Raw genomic sequence first — 15,382 nt, forward strand, 5'->3', positions numbered from 1 at the left:
GCGTAACAGGATTATCAGAAATCCCTATCGGTTGATCTTCAAGACAATGGCCAGTGAGTGCTTTTTCAATACTAGCCTCTAACGCCTGCTCGTTAGTATTACTGACCATTGATTACTCCTTGTGTGTAATGTTTTTCCAACAATGCCAACATGTTCTGTTGATGTTTTTCTATTTCGTTGGCAGACCATTGGTTATCTGATTGCATGTATGTTTCAAAAATATCTTTCAGCTTCAACGCGTTATAACGTGGCTTAGAATCGAAATCCGCTTTTTTCTTTGCTACCGTTTGGTTGCTATATGAAGAGTTTTCTCCCGGGCTTAGAAGCACTAAATTACCAAAAGCATTTAATGGGCTCTTTTCAAGCTCGTGATGGTACTCTTCATTTTGAGGATGAACGTGCTCAACCGAGTTTTTCGAAGTGATCCGATAACGTTTTAGCTTTTCATCATTGGCTTTATCACCGTTTTTCCAAAGCAAGTATTCCAGCTTCTGAAACCAATAATGTTCAAATCGAGTTCCCAAAGAATTTTTAAGATATGTGGCTTGTTCTTCCCAGGGAATTGTTTGTGGCGATATTCCTGATGCAAGTTTAAAACTGGCTTCTTTTTGCGTTTCACTGGTACTGGTACTGGTACTGGTAAGCGACATTTGATTATCGATGCATTCCAGTAGTGCAACCACGTCTTCATCTTTCGCTTTCGGCTCCGCAACCAATCGACTTAGAAATGCGGTTAACCAATACTGGGCTGAGCGATCACCGGTAAAGTTACGTACAGCTTGCAATTGTGCCAGTAAACCAAGTTCTTTGGCTTTACGGTTGATATAGGCTTTATTCTTACTGATCGAGGTTAAACGTAACTGAGCATCTTCTCTGTCATCATGCTCGACCCATTTTACAACCCAGGTATCGAACTGATAACGAACCTGCCATAACAACTCTATAAACGATTTAATGGTTCGCTCATCTTGTTGTAGTAGCCCTTCAAAACACAACATCAGATTGCTAGCACGGATACGAGGGACAAGATCATCCCACGATTTCTGGGTACTAAAAATTCTGAGCGTATGAATCAACAGCAATTCAAAACTGATAATTGAACGGCAATAAACAGTCTCATCATCAAAATCATCGCTTTGATTTTCATGTTGTTCAGGTTCAACATCTAAGTCCAACGCTCCTGATGCGATTTCTGCAATTGACTTACCAACTCGTTGAACACTATTACTAGAACTGACTAGAGGAAATCTCTCTGCCTGATAATCGGCAAGATCTGCATACTCCAGTTTTTGCCAGTCGGCACTTTTGAATATCTGTCTGAGATTGCGCTCAAAATAGTTATCGGTATGTTCGCAAGCTTGCCAAATACTGCTGTATATAGCCTTGTCAGTTGGAGTTTTAATGTGTTTGAACAGTTTAGCCTTCAATAAATCGACTGGTTCTAGCTGTATACCACCTGTATTTAAGCTCGAAAACAAGTGATTAAGATCCATGGATGCTGGAACAATATTGTTTACCCACTGTACTTGGCTAAATATGTAGTCAGCAAAGCCATAGATATCGAAGTCTGATTGTTTTGCCAACTTATCGACTTGCTGTCTCAGAATCGTAAGGTTAGCTTCCAGATGCACTAAATACTCATCCTTACGAATATCTTCTTCACCGGGTTTCGTAATTTTGTCCAGTCCCGCGTAGCTGCCAAGCAAGTTACGCACTGACTCTCTGATTTCGAACGTTAACCTTGGATTTTCACCTTTGATACTCACATGAGCCAGCTGAGTCTCAATCCCTACTGCCCTGAAGGCAAGTGATAACAACATCAATGTTGTGGTTCTTTGCTGCCCATCGATCAGTTCATATTCGCTTTTATCGCCATTTAACGCACTCAAGACACTGCCAATAAAGTAATGGGGCTCTTTCGCTAAATAAGCATCGCGAATGTCGTCAAATAACTTAATCACTTCTTCTTCACGCCAGACATAAGGACGCTGGTAGCAAGGAATAACGAAGCCCAAATCTTTTGTCGCGATGGTTTGTAATGAAAGCAGCTCTGTTTCAACCTTTGAACTCATGCCGCCTCCGTCATTTCAGTGATATTACGGGTTAATAAGTTAGCAAATGAAGACGCATACTGTTCTGGTGACAACCTCAGCTGGAAATGCTTAGTCACTTCTGCAATAAAGCGTTTTTTAACACTATTGGTATCTGATTCTAAATTGCTAGGATCGACGACCAAATCAAACGCATCAAAAAAGGCAAAGCACTGCTTAGGTGTATAGCTCAAAGCAATCCAGTCCAAAACGGGATAGTCCTTAACAAAACTTGAAATCGAGTTTTCTCTTACCGCTTTCTGATTACTCACTCTGCGGGAGTATACGACTCTGAATAATTTTTTCGCTGCCAACTCTAACTGATATTCTTCAAACTGGCTGATGTACATCATCAGGCACGCTTCATAGAGACCTTGTAAATAGCCACAGCCTTCTAACCCTTTAAGCCAGCAAATAAAGCGGTTGTAACCTTCTTGATGGGGCAACGTCGGATTAACCCAGTATTGCTGATATAGGTTTTGAAAATACGCCAAGTAACGAATAGTGTTGATACCCGCATTAAGCGGCTGTCTGACTTCGTATCCCTGTTGTGCGGCTTGTTGGACAACGTCGCCACCAATCCCTGTTAACCGCAGTACTTGACCATAAGCAATGTCATCACCTTCGGTAGTTTGTTCTCCAAGTTCAGCAACAATTTGATCCCTTACCACTTTGGTTTGCTGATGTGGTGCGAGTTCTCTCATATTCAGCTGTTGCCAATAACGTCCTTTTAAAAGGGATTTGACTGAGTTGTCTAATTTACCCAACCCTTCCCATTGGAGCGCAAATCTTGATTGATGAACCTTAGGAACGGCTCTTAAGTGATGAGCTTTGATAATATCGGGACCACCAAGTCTTACACCGCCAGTGTTTTGCGTTTCAAAAAAGCGGTACGCATCATCCTCTGATTCAGTGACCACCAATGAAAACTGAATACGCTCAAAATTGATAAGCTTCGCCCACTTGGATTTGCGATCTGCTAACCAATCAAGATTTGTCTTAATTTGTTGTTGGCTAAGGGGAGATTCAAAACGTAGGTCAAGCAATTGGTGCTGTTGAGAGAGAAAACTGAATAGAGCTAATGTAGTAATACGCTGTTGACCATCAATGATTTTCAGTTGCTGTTCATCGTGATGAAGAATTAGGCTACCCAAATAATACGGTAGCTCATTATGCTTATGAAAATGCTCTCTTAAATCTTCTAACAAACTAGCAATTTGCTGACTTTCCCAGCAATAAGGTCGCTGGTATTCAGGGATAACTAACACTCCAGTAAGTAGCTTGCCATTACTCGCCTGTATTTCTTGACCTTCAAAAAGTTGTTGTGCTGAACAAGTTGCGACACTTACCATCATTTCACATCCTTATGTTTCAATCTTTCAGCAGCTTGCAGAAGTGATGCCTTAAGTGCCTTTTCCAGTTTAACCATATGCTCAAGATGCCAGGTAGTATGATCATGCCAAATGTCTTTGTTAAAGCCTTCCACTTTACTGGAGAACTGGATTCGAGATTGTTTCTTGTCATCTAGACGAAGCCACTCAAGAGGTTCTCCAAATGCAGAATCAATCTGCTCTTTTTGTTCGAACAATTGATCAAATAACCATTTGTTTTCTTCACCGTTGCTACGACTTAACCACAACTCAACACGAAGTTCCTTTTGATTAAAAATCAGGCTGAACGGGCAACCGGTTACACCGGAACCAGCGCATAGCCAGTGATCTTTGGTTGTGCTGATATTGTCATACAGGTTGCAATCGCTCTTTTGAAACACTTCTAAAGCCTGTTCCCAATATTCTCGCCTCACCGAGTGACGATTTTTAAGAACAACTTCTGTGGTTTTTTCTTCCGCTTCTTTGGCATTAATGCCAATCATCAGCTCTTTAGCTTCTGGGGTAGGAATAATCTGATCGATATTGATAAGAAGCTGCTCATCAAGGGCATAAGGGGTGACTTTAAAGCACTGGATACTGAGCCCTTGACCGAGTAGCCACAACGCGGTACTGGTCACTTCTTTACGGAAATTGGCGGCCACTAACATCAGGCGCTGGCTGTTACCCAAGTTGAGTTTGATTTCATCCAAATCAGGTGCATCTAAGAATTCACAGATGCGCTGCACTGCGTTTTGTGGCTGGTTTAATAAATCACGTTCACCTTGCAGCGGTTCATAGCGGTCCAAATACTGCTGGTAAATATCAACAATCTGCCCCTTAGTCAGGCTGGCACAGTAAGAAGCGTACTTAAGTGCCTGCCAAACCACATCACGACCGGAATCATCGAGTTTGTTCTCGATAATGACCAGGTTGCCATCTTTATCTAGCGCCAATAAATCAAGGCGTTCACGGGTATCATCAAAGCCATCGAACTCTTTTTGAATAATCAGGAGTTCTTCCCCTAATGCATACGGCTGATAAGCTAACCATTCCTGAAGATGTTTTCTCTCAGTAAAGCCCAGATCACTAAACTTCTTAGTTTTTACCGGACTGATTCGATTAGTTTGATGATTAACCGTAAACATAACGCCTCCTATTAGCCTTCTACCATTTCAGGCGTTATTTTGATTTTTCCTGTGACAGCACTGTTGATTAAAGACGTTTTGTATTCTTTTAGTTTTTCAATTTGATTATTAGTAGATTGTATTACCGAATCAATTTGCTCAAATGTTTCGTTGACTGAGGCAACAATTCTAGTTTGTTCTGTGATATCAGGTATTGCTGTAGGGAAGTTCTGTACAAATGAAGATGGGACCCTCTTTTGTCCGGCAGAACCTGTCATCATTGCTTCTCCTGCAACTAAAAACAGTGGAGAACTCACTATTAAATAGAGAAAGCTGCCAAGAATACGCTGCGTACATCTAAGAACATGAAATTCTGTTGACCCATAGCCAAACGTGGTATCAAGCTGATTCAGCCACGCTGACTTCCCATTCTCAAAACATGGTGTGATTTTAGCGACAATCACATCATCTTGATTAAAAACTGTAAATCCTTGACTCACATCGCAAACAGGTAGAAAAGTGTCTTGGACTATTTGCCCATCAACTGAAACCTTTTCCATAGCTAGAAATGTAACTAATTCTTTTGATTTTTTATTTTGTACTTGCACACTTGGGCTCAAAATAGCCAGCCGTTTAAGTGGAACTACATCCCAATGTTCAGGAATCTGTCCGATCCAATCCACGCCGGAATCTTTCATTGGCACATTAGGATCAAGCCCTTGGGTTACCGCCTGCTGAATAATAATTTGCTTACGTTCTTTTAACAGACTAATTTGCTGTTCTTTAATGGCGATAGCTTCATCAATTTGAGCTGTTTTCTTGTCTAGAAAGTTAGCAATAGCAACTTGAATGTCCTCTGGAAGGTCAAAAACAGGTAATCGTTTAAAATCCAAAAAACTAAGATTTTGTCTTAACCCACTACCGAACTTATAGAGAACTTTGGTAGTATCAAGCGCATGCAAATAATAGTGAATGAATTTTGCGTTAAAGCCTGGTTTAATATTGAGATTCAAGTAGGCACTGGTAATTATTCCTTTATTCTTTGCTAAGCCTGTACGTAGACTAACTTGATCATTTTGCAAATCAGTGCATCGAATAATAATATCGCCAGGTTCAACTAATTGATATGTTTCGAAGGATTCAGGAACTAACCCCACCAATTTTTCTTCTGGCTTTATAACAATGTTTCCATAGCTAAGAGATAATACAGTACTTTCTTTCATCCCTTTGTTATTTCGCTTGTTTTCAGAAAATGCGACAAGACCAGGTTTTATATTCCAATCAGTTGGAATATTCCCAAGCCAATCAACTCCAGAATCCTTATAAGATTCATATTCTGGCATTGCTATAATACTTTCCATACGAATCACCTTATCCTTGAACCTTATCTATACTACTGACTTGTTCTTTTGACACCCCAAGGATCTGTGCAATCAAACCTTCCGCTTTTTGTTCAAGGCTAATGATATCAGTAGCCACATCACTCAGTTCGCGCAGTGGTTTATGACGATAGAAGTATTTATTAAAACTAATTTCGTAACCAATTTTCACTGTATCCAAATTGATCCATGCTTCAGCGACGTGTGGTTTCACTTCATTGAGGAAGTATTGGTAGATACTTTGTTTAAGAGAAATAGATTCGCTATCACGCAGATCTGAGCTGCTTTCATAAGTGGTAAATTCGTGCTTTTTACCGGTTGGGTAATAACCAAAGTCAGGTAAATCTGCTTCTTCACATTCATAACACTCAAGTAAATCTTGCAGTTTTTCATCATTCAGTTTTACTACTTTCTTGACCACTTTAGCGGCATTTTCGTCATACCAGCTCACGGCATTTAAAATGGCATTTTTCTCTGTTGCTGAAAGCTTGATTTTGTTGGCTTTAAGCTCTTGCTCAACTTGCAATTTGAATACGTTGTAATCATCAAACTCATCAGTGCCAATGGCGCTCAACAACTGTTCTGCGGTTTGAACCAATGCTTTAAGCGATATCCAGAATTTAACATCCAGTAGTTTAGTCTGTGCTTTTTTATTAAGGTTAATGTCGTTATCTTCACACCAAGCAGCTATCTCTTTTTTCTTCGATTTTAAGAAGCTCTGTTTCTGATCATCGCCGTAACCTTCTGTGGCATAGACTTTGTCACCATATTCAGAATACAAATACTCCATTACCTCAGACAGTTGCTTATCAAAACGCAATTTCTCAATCGCTTCTTGAGTAAATTTTGCTTTACGACGATCGGGGCGCTCGATAGTGACTTTGTAATAACCAAAATCGTCATTATCAAATACCTGACTGGCAATACCAATAGGATCGTTATTCTCATCTAACTGACGTTCAACCGCAGCACACTTGAAATAAGTTTGAGTGATTTCATCAATCTGTTCCGGTGAAAATTCACAGTTTTTGTTACCCAGATTTTTACGTAGTTTTCGGTAAAGTAAGCTGGCATCAATCAGCTGAACTTTACCTTTACGGCTATCAGGTTTGTTATTACTTAATAACCAGATGTAGGTAGTAATACCGGTGTTATAGAACAGGTTGTTTGGTAATTGTACAATCGCGTATAGCATGTCGTTTTCGATGATATAACGACGGATATTACTTTCACCGCTACCCGCATCTCCGGTAAACAAGCTTGAACCATTATGGACAGAAGCAATCCGAGAACCGATCTGAGTTTCTGTCGCTGATGGCTCTTTCATCTTATTGACCATCTCCATCAAAAACAGCAATTGACCATCACTAGAACGTGGCGTTGCATCTTGTTCTTCTTCATTGCCCCAAAAGTCTTTCAATTTGACTTTGAAGCGAGGGTCAATCACATCCTTACCATCTTTGATGTACTTCTGTTCAGATGCCCAGCTCTTACCATAAGGAGGGTTAGACAGCATAAAATCAAACTTCATCCCCGAGAACTCATCCGTTGAAAGCGTTGAGCCCACTTTAATGTGTTCCGGGTTGTTGTTTTTGATCATCATATCCGACTTACAAATGGCATAAGTCTCATCGTTGATTTCTTTACCATAAAGGTAGATATCACGATTCGCTCCAAGGCTTGGGTACTTCTCTTCAATAAACTTCTGCGACTCAGTCAACATACCGCCACTACCACAGGCTGGGTCATAAACCGTCATCACACCAGGAAGTTTGTCTTTGATTGGGTCGAATACCAGGTGAGTCATTAGCTCAATCACTTCACGTGGCGTAAAGTGCTCACCGGCTTCTTCGTTGTTTTCTTCGTTAAATTTACGGATAAGCTCTTCGAACACATACCCCATACCCAAGTTACTTAGCGCCGGTAACTTGTAACCATCAGGATCAGTCGCTTCATTTGGAGTTAGGTTAATGTATGGAGAAACAAATTTCTCAACGACATCCAGCAGTACTTGCTTGGACGCCATATGGCGGATCTGCGCTTTCAGGTTAAAGCATTCGATAATCTCTTTTACGTTATCGCTAAAACCAAGTAAGTATTCTTCGAAGTTCGCCAACAGGATTTGCTGGTTGTTCGTCGCTGCGTTATACAAACTTCTCAGCGTCCATTTCGAGGTGTTGTAAAACACATAACCTGACGCATCACGCAACGGGTCACCATCCAGCTCCACCGCATTCATCTCTTCCTTTTGAAAGCGAACTTCTTCCAGAACAGCGTCTTTACTAGGCTCAAGCAGCGTATCTAAACGTCTTAACACCACCATAGGCAAAATGACATCACGGTACTTACCCCGAACATAAACGTCACGCAGACAATCGTCAGCAATATTCCAGATAAATGAGACAAGTTTGTTATGTACGCTGTGGTCCATCTGTTTATCCTAATTCTGTTGAGCGTATGGCTCGAAATTCTTGTTGTAAGTTCGTTATGCCTTCGGGGCAATATCGAGCTCTGCAATATCTTTTAACTGGCTGGCATTACGCAGCCACAATAAATGTTCTCGCCCTGTCAGGCTGTGATCTTCCGTACAATCCACATTCCAGTAACGTAGATAATAGCCAGCAAGGGGAAGTCTTAACTTAATGCTGCGATGCCAATCAGGTGAGGATTCCATAGAGAAATCCAGGGCAATAGCCTGATGGAATGATTGCGATGGATGGGGAACTAACTCAAGTTCAACCGACTGATCCCAACCATCATCACTTTCTCTCAGTTCACCATCTGGAACGTTTTCTTCTAGATTTTCAACCTGAGTAAACCGAGTGCAGACAAAGTCCCGAAACTGATTATGCTTGCGGTCAAACGCTCTGACATGCCAACGTTGTCCATTATTGACCAATGTATGCGGCACAATAATGCGTTGTGTTTCACCTGAGCTTAAAGACCAATAAGTCACTTGAATTGGTTGCTGATGGACAATGCCACGCATTAGTCCCGCGACAATATCACTACTCGGGTTAAGTTGGCTAAAAGACTGAATACACACTTCAGAAGGCTTAACCGGCATAGAGATACCGTCACCAAAGCCTTCCACTAAACGTTGCAGTATGGTACTGCTATTATGCTCAAAAAGTGGCTGAAATCGTTCTGTGCGGTAATAACGCTTATCTTCATGCTTGAGAACCAGATTATCCGGCATTAACTCACGATAGAGAGTAAAATCACGCGAACAAGACGCCAGTCCTGTTTTAAAATGCTGGATAAGGTCTGTTCTTGCAACATCACCAAAGTACTGCAAGCAAAAGTCGATAAAAGCCAAGCGCTCTTTTTGCGCGTAGCTTAAATCCTCTAAAGCTTTATTTCTCTGAGATCCCATTCCATACCTTGATACTTGCAACTTGGTGGATATATTAAGGCATGCAACCGATAGGTACAATCATTTTGATAGGATGATTTTGATATTATCTATCTCGATTCAATAAACATTCTTCCATCCAGTTAACGACGTCCTCTTCCAACCAAACTACAGCCCTATCCCCCAAACTCACTGATTTTGGAAAATCTTCTTCATTCATTTTACGGTAAATGGCTGAACGACTAAGTACTGTTTTTTCCATTACTTCTTTTAGTTTTAAAAATCTCATGGGATGTCCTCCTGTGTCGTTTCTTCTCATGTGATTTCCATTTGTTAAAAAAACAGTTCCCCCCTGTTTCATCTATTGAAGCATCTCTGCTTCAAAAACCACTAAGATATATTTCATCTGCATGAACGAGCCCAATACAGGAGGTTTTATGTGAAGAGAATGTCCTACTCTCTACAAAAATTAGAACTCATTACTGAACAACAAGTATTAGAACAGCCAGCTGAGATACTGAAACGAACATACCTGAAAGGAGATGTATTCGAAAATCCACAAGCAACGAAAGATTATCAGGGCGAACGCATGAGTGTCTTTTTACTCACCGAACTCTATCCAGCCCTTAAAACAGCCTCCAGCATGGATGTGTTCATCATGCAGCGCTTCTGTTTACCAATGATACTGAGTTTGGTTGGCTCTGCGCGCAACATATTTAATCCTATGTGACGTAAACAAAATAGATTTTCAGCACCGTGGTCTTTATAAATTTGGCAAGCATCCTCAGCTATAGTCACATCCAAGACCCAGTGCATCGACTCTATCCCCCAATGCTCTCTGACAGCGCTCGCTGCATGCTCTGTGCTTAGTGATTTTGAACTGATGTAGTAACGATACTCAAGCTCTGGGGCTTTGCCTTTGCGATCGCGCACGTTTTCCACCACAATGATGGATTTTAGTTCCTTCCAGCGAAAAAAGGCACCATCGAGAGCATTACTGCTTACATGGCTCTGGCGGACTTCAACACGGCCGTGACCCTGCTCAATATTGATGTTGTCGGACGTCGCTGCACATTGCACTGTAAAGGCCTTCTCTACTGTTTGGCGTAATTTGCCTTGATTGCTTTATGGCCGCAAGGATGTAATCGGCAGCTTGTTCGATGAAGCATAGGCGCTAATCATATGGATAGTGTTGGCCCCATCATCTCGGTTATATGAGCCTCGAGGTGTCTTCCCATCAATGGCAACGACTTGACCATCCGTGAGAGAATGTACCGCTGACATCCAATTTATAAAACGGCGTGAAATGGCTCCGGTTTAATCCTAGAAATAATTCGTACTATCGTATCATCGGCAGGAATATCGCTAATAAACATGCCATGAAGTTTAAACCACTCATGGTGACCGAGAATGTATTCACGAACCCCAAACTGACCTCTAGCCCCTGCAATCACCGCGCACAATGAGCCGAAGAGCCCCCCAAACAAGCAATAAGTTACCTTTGCTGACTGGCGTTTGTCTGCGACTGTGTGAAAATATTCTTTAAACTCATCGATATGCATTGCTGGCTAATCTCTCTCTTAAAAAAGAGTATATGATCACAGCCAATTATAATCGTCAATCGATAGTTCTAAGTGGTCAAAAAATATTCGCGTCCCCCCGAATGGTTGGGACTTTAAGCTAATTAATTTTTCGATTTTCAACGAAGCTAATGGAGTTTTGCAGATTATTGGTTTTAGCGAAAAAGCTATTTCTAAAATAGCGATTCACACCCCACTGATGGAGCTGCGTCATTAAATAATGGCTATCATTGCTAGGTGAGATAACAACGATAGACTCTAAAGCTCCCGATGGAAAACTTGTTTAAACTATCTGAGCAATATGAAAACTGCATTTAATCGAGCATAAAAAGGGAGCGATTCACCGCTCCCCTAATAATGGAAACATGATTATAAAAATGCACGGTAAGGCAGCTCTGGCTCATTTTTAAAGATATCAGCAAAACCACGGAAGTGTTGGTAATGAATGCGTCCTTTATCGGTTGGATAAGTGTACTTGCCACCGACTTGCCAGAAGAAAGGCGCAAAACCATATTGAAGACGCTCTTTCTTCATGTTCCATAAGACCTCGATTTCACGAGGATCATTTTGGAAGTTAGCCCAAATGTCGTGGTGAAAAGGGATCACAACTTCACAGTTCAAAGATTCAGCGGCACGAAGAATATCTGAAGAGGTCATCTTATCGGTTACGCCGCGAGGGTTCTCGCCAAAAGAAAGCAATGCCACATCGATCTTATGATCGTTACCGTGTTTAGCATAGTAGTTAGAGTAATGAGAGTCACCCGAATGATAAACTGACCCCCCAGTGGTTTCCACAAGGTAGTTTACTGCACGCTCATCCATGCTATCTAAGATCTCTTTGTCTAGAGAAGATGTACCTTCTGGTAGTGTCACCAGAGCCGTTCGGTCGAATGCGTCTAGCACTTTGATGGTTACGTCTTTGATTTGGATCTCATCGCCTACTTTTGCAATCACACAACGCTCTTCTGGCACCCCCCACTTCATCCATAGGTCAACACACGCTTTAGGACCGATGAATTTGACGTGTTCGCCACAGTTTTGTAGAACAGCGGCAGCCACGTTAATGTCGATATGATCGCCGTGGTCGTGAGAGGCCATGACAGCATCTATTTCTTTAATCGCGAATGGGTCTAGCGGGAAGATAGCCGTACGTAAGTTGGGTTGAAGCGCTTCGACTCCCCCCATACGCATCATTTGGTGTTGGTTCTTCATTTTTTTAACCGCTTGTGTTTTTTTACCCGTACCACACCAGAAATCCATAGATAGGTTGGCACCACCTTCTGATTTTAGCCATATTCCCGTACAGCCTAACCACCACATAGAGAACGTATTGGGTGCAACCACCGTTTGCTCTATCTCTTCATTGAGCCAAGTCCCCCATTCAGGGAATGTATTTAGAATCCAAGACTCGCGGGTGATTTCGTTGACATTGCTCATGTTCATACCTTCTATTTATTTCACAAATTTGACTAATTTGGGGTGTAGGGGGCCGAGCGCCTTAATTTGGATAAAGGCACTGAGCTAAGATTTATAATTATTAGGGGCCGATGAGCCCTTTGGATTTAGACTAAGATGACTTGCGTCCCTTGATCTTCAATCTGTTTAACAACATCTGGATTGGCAGCTTTACCGGTAATCACAATGTCTATTTGCTTGGTATTGCAAAATAACATGCCCGTTCGCTGGCCAACTTTAGAGCTGTCTACCACAACGACCAATTTATCGACTTGCTCTAACATTTGCTGTTCGGCAACTGCCGTAAGCATATCGGCCTTATAGAGACCTACATCAGTTAAGCCTTTACCTGATGTAAACATCCAGTTACCGGCATACCCCTCCAATGAGTTCGGCGCAGGGTTTAAAAAGATATTTTGAGCCCTATTGTATTGGCCGCCAATGATGATCACATCGTCATGATCCTCATTAATCAAGTAGCTAGCGAGAGGAAAATAGTTGGTTACGATCTGGACGTCTTCTCCACATAATTGCTGCCCTAAGAGGAAGGCTGTGGAACCACAGTTGATGACGACGGTATCTCCCGCCTGACAAAGCGCAGCTGCTGCATGCGCTATTTGAGCTTTCTCTTCATAAAATTCAGTACTATTAATATTAAGGGGTGACCACTTTCTCTTTTGGTTTTCTATTCTTTCAGCGCCATTGCGTACTTTTCGAAGTTTGCCAAGCTCATCTAATTTTGCAATATCACGTCGAGCTGTAGCAGGCGAAACACTAAAACTATCAATAATCTGAGAGACGTTAATCGTCTGCATTTCTTCTAGTAACGACAAAATGCCGTTGTGTCGTTGCACTTCATTCATATTGATCACTCTATTTGTCTCTGTGACAATTTTATGATTACTTTTGATTCAATTTGATTCTAGCAATCACATTTATGATTGTCAAACAACCCCAAAACAAAAATAAGATCCGCATCACCATTTAATATAAGTAATTGTTTTTATTGTAATTTATATTTTTCAATGTGATCCAATGCTCAATTAAGCACATTCCGATAGTGAATAATTGATATAAATCAAAGTAATCACAAGTGAGCATTGAATGATTACTTTTGATTGTTAAAGTTTGTCTCGTGAGCAAAACAAGACACCTTTGAATCCTACGAGCTATTAAAAATACAAATTATATTAAGGGTAAAGATATGGAGTTCTTATACGACATCTTCTATATATTTTACAGTCAGGTTATGACCAAAGCACCTTTATTGCTGGGTATCGTGACTTGTATCGGTTACATTCTTCTCAAACGCGATGCAACGACCGTGATTTCTGGTTCAATTAAAACCATCGTTGGTTTTATGATTGTTCAAATCGGTGCGAGTACGCTGGTATCTGGGTTTAAACCCGTCATTGAGAAGATGAGTGAAATCCATGGTCTGACAGGCTCGGTCATCGACCCTTACACCACCATGATGGCGACCATGGAAACCATGGGAGATAACTACTCCTGGGTGGGTTACGCCGTCCTTATGGCACTGGCGATTAACATCCTTTTAGTCGCTTTTCGAAGAGTGACGGGGATCCGTACCATCATGCTCACGGGACACATCATGTTCCAACAAACGGGCCTGATTGCGGTTTTCTACTTCGTGTTGGGTGCCAGCATGTGGGAAACCATCATCTACTCCGCAGTATTAATGGCGTTGTACTGGGGTATCTCGTCAAACATCATGTTCAAGCCAACACAAGAAGTAACCGGTGGTGCGGGGTTCTCTATTGGTCACCAACAACAGTTTGCTTCTTGGATTGCCACCAAAGTCGCGCCCAAACTAGGCGATAAAAACGACAGCGTTGACCACATCAACCTACCAAAATGGCTACACATCTTTCACGATAGTATTGCAGCGACAACGCTGGTGATGACCGTATTCTTCGGCATTATTCTTCTTTCTTTCGGCCTTGATAACCTACAAAAGATGGCAGGCCATACGAACTGGCTAATCTATATCTTTGAGACCGGTCTAAAATTTGCGGTGGCGATTCAAGTTATCGTAACCGGTGTACGCATGTTCGTAGCCGAACTTTCAGAAGCATTCAACGGTATTTCTCAACGCCTCATTCCCAATGCGGTACTCGCCATTGACTGTGCGGCTATCTACGCCTATTCACCAAACGCAATGGTATTTGGTTTCCTTTGGGGGGCTGTCGGTCAATTTACTGCAGTCATCGCCATGTTGGAGTTCAATGCGCCAATCATGATCATCCCTGGCTTCATCCCTATGTTCTTCTCTAACGCAACGATCGGCGTATTTGCCAACCATTTCGGGGGTTGGAAAGCGGTTATGAAGATCTGTTTTGTGATGGGCATCATCGAGGTTTTAGGCTCTGCATGGGCAATTCATATCTTCGCTCAATCAGGGACTGAGTTTAATGGCTGGATGGGTATGGCTGACTGGGCTCTCGTTTTTCCTCCAATTATGCAAGGTATCTCTATGTCAAGTCTGTTCTTCTTCGTGATTCTAGCTCTTGCAGGGGTCTACATGTACTTCGCATCAAAAATGCTAAGAGCAGAAGAAGATGCACAAGCACAGCAGGCACAAACAATGACAGCCTTAACACCAGAAGGCATAGAAATTGGCGTGGAAGCTCCTGCAAAACCTGAAGCCCCCTCAAAAGCTCCTCAAGCAGAAAGCACAACCGAGCAGAATCCCGTACGCGTCTTAGTCTGTTGTGGCTCAGGTCAAGGCTCATCGATGATGTGTTCAAAGAAAATTAAAGAGTTCCTAGATAAAAAAGGGGTCCCCGCAACCACATTTAATAGTGCGATTACCGATTACAAATCATATCTAGGCTCGTTCGACATCATTGTGACTTCAATTGCTCTTGCTGAAAAAATTACCAACCTCCCAGATGGTAAACAGCAACTGGCCGTGAAGAACATGATTATGGTGAAAACCTTTGGTGATGAACTGATTTCCCTTATCAAAAACCACTTTCACAAATAGTCCAGTTAGCCCGGTGGCACAG

10 protein-coding genes and 1 pseudogene are annotated in these 15,382 nt (G+C 41.8%); 1 reads left to right on the forward strand and 10 read right to left on the reverse strand.

The window, feature by feature from the left end; all coding sequences use genetic code 11:
• Window positions 1–98: 98 nt before the first annotated feature.
• The 10 genes and pseudogenes from EV690_RS05210 to ulaR all read right to left on the reverse strand — a co-directional run bounded on the left by EV690_RS05210 (window position 99) and on the right by ulaR (window position 13,216).
• A complete protein-coding gene (locus EV690_RS05210; protein ID WP_131911851.1) occupies window positions 99–2,072 on the reverse strand; it encodes a DUF262 domain-containing protein in 1,974 nt (657 codons plus the stop codon).
• Entirely contained in the window at window positions 2,069–3,445 is a 1,377-nt protein-coding gene (locus EV690_RS05215) for a DUF262 domain-containing protein (protein WP_131911852.1), read from the reverse strand. The genes EV690_RS05210 and EV690_RS05215 overlap by 4 nt, the downstream gene beginning before the upstream one ends.
• Window positions 3,442–4,605 (reverse strand): DUF4268 domain-containing protein, encoded by a 1,164-nt coding sequence (locus EV690_RS05220; protein WP_131911853.1) that lies wholly within the window; start codon window positions 4,603–4,605, stop codon window positions 3,442–3,444. The genes EV690_RS05215 and EV690_RS05220 overlap by 4 nt, the downstream gene beginning before the upstream one ends.
• 11 nt (window positions 4,606–4,616) lie before the next feature.
• The gene (locus tag EV690_RS05225) at window positions 4,617–5,945 is read right to left on the reverse strand and encodes a restriction endonuclease subunit S (protein WP_131911854.1); all 1,329 of its coding nucleotides are present in this window, start codon (window positions 5,943–5,945) and stop codon (window positions 4,617–4,619) included.
• Between the two features lie 10 nt (window positions 5,946–5,955).
• The gene (locus EV690_RS05230; protein WP_131911855.1) at window positions 5,956–8,394 is read right to left on the reverse strand and encodes a type I restriction-modification system subunit M; all 2,439 of its coding nucleotides are present in this window, start codon (window positions 8,392–8,394) and stop codon (window positions 5,956–5,958) included.
• 54 nt (window positions 8,395–8,448) lie between these two features.
• Window positions 8,449–9,339: a WYL domain-containing protein gene (locus EV690_RS05235; protein WP_224054899.1), complete on the reverse strand. Its 891-nt coding sequence runs from the start codon at window positions 9,337–9,339 to the stop codon at window positions 8,449–8,451.
• An 85-nt stretch (window positions 9,340–9,424) separates the two neighbouring features.
• On the reverse strand, window positions 9,425–9,637 hold the full coding sequence (locus tag EV690_RS05240) for an AlpA family transcriptional regulator (RefSeq protein ID WP_131911856.1): 213 nt from the start codon (window positions 9,635–9,637) through the stop codon (window positions 9,425–9,427).
• A 296-nt stretch (window positions 9,638–9,933) separates the two neighbouring features.
• Window positions 9,934–10,880: pseudogene (locus EV690_RS05245) on the reverse strand (ISAs1 family transposase).
• A gap of 387 nt (window positions 10,881–11,267) precedes the next feature.
• The gene (gene ulaG, locus EV690_RS05250; protein ID WP_131911857.1) at window positions 11,268–12,335 is read right to left on the reverse strand and encodes an L-ascorbate 6-phosphate lactonase; all 1,068 of its coding nucleotides are present in this window, start codon (window positions 12,333–12,335) and stop codon (window positions 11,268–11,270) included.
• A gap of 125 nt (window positions 12,336–12,460) precedes the next feature.
• Window positions 12,461–13,216, reverse strand: coding sequence for an HTH-type transcriptional regulator UlaR (ulaR, locus tag EV690_RS05255; protein WP_131911858.1), 756 nt, complete (start codon window positions 13,214–13,216; stop codon window positions 12,461–12,463).
• 341 nt (window positions 13,217–13,557) lie between these two features.
• Between ulaR and EV690_RS05260 the strand changes: the two genes are divergently transcribed.
• On the forward strand, window positions 13,558–15,360 hold the full coding sequence (locus EV690_RS05260) for a PTS ascorbate-specific subunit IIBC (protein WP_131911859.1): 1,803 nt from the start codon (window positions 13,558–13,560) through the stop codon (window positions 15,358–15,360).
• Window positions 15,361–15,382 lie beyond the last annotated feature (22 nt).

Source organism: Celerinatantimonas diazotrophica, assembly GCF_004339545.1.
GTDB classification, from domain to species: Bacteria; Pseudomonadota; Gammaproteobacteria; order Enterobacterales; family Celerinatantimonadaceae; genus Celerinatantimonas; species Celerinatantimonas diazotrophica.

Coding starts and splice junctions, on each gene's coding strand:
- EV690_RS05215 (WP_131911852.1), bottom strand. CDS start 3,445: ATGATGGTAAGTGTCGCAACTTGTTCAGCACAACAACTTTTTGAAGGT.
- EV690_RS05260 (WP_131911859.1), top strand. CDS start 13,558: ATGGAGTTCTTATACGACATCTTCTATATATTTTACAGTCAGGTTATG.
- EV690_RS05230 (WP_131911855.1), bottom strand. CDS start 8,394: ATGGACCACAGCGTACATAACAAACTTGTCTCATTTATCTGGAATATT.
- EV690_RS05225 (WP_131911854.1), bottom strand. CDS start 5,945: ATGGAAAGTATTATAGCAATGCCAGAATATGAATCTTATAAGGATTCT.
- ulaG (WP_131911857.1), bottom strand. CDS start 12,335: ATGAGCAATGTCAACGAAATCACCCGCGAGTCTTGGATTCTAAATACA.
- EV690_RS05220 (WP_131911853.1), bottom strand. CDS start 4,605: ATGTTTACGGTTAATCATCAAACTAATCGAATCAGTCCGGTAAAAACT.
- EV690_RS05235 (WP_224054899.1), bottom strand. CDS start 9,339: ATGGGATCTCAGAGAAATAAAGCTTTAGAGGATTTAAGCTACGCGCAA.
- EV690_RS05240 (WP_131911856.1), bottom strand. CDS start 9,637: ATGAGAAGAAACGACACAGGAGGACATCCCATGAGATTTTTAAAACTA.
- ulaR (WP_131911858.1), bottom strand. CDS start 13,216: ATGAATGAAGTGCAACGACACAACGGCATTTTGTCGTTACTAGAAGAA.
- EV690_RS05210 (WP_131911851.1), bottom strand. CDS start 2,072: ATGAGTTCAAAGGTTGAAACAGAGCTGCTTTCATTACAAACCATCGCG.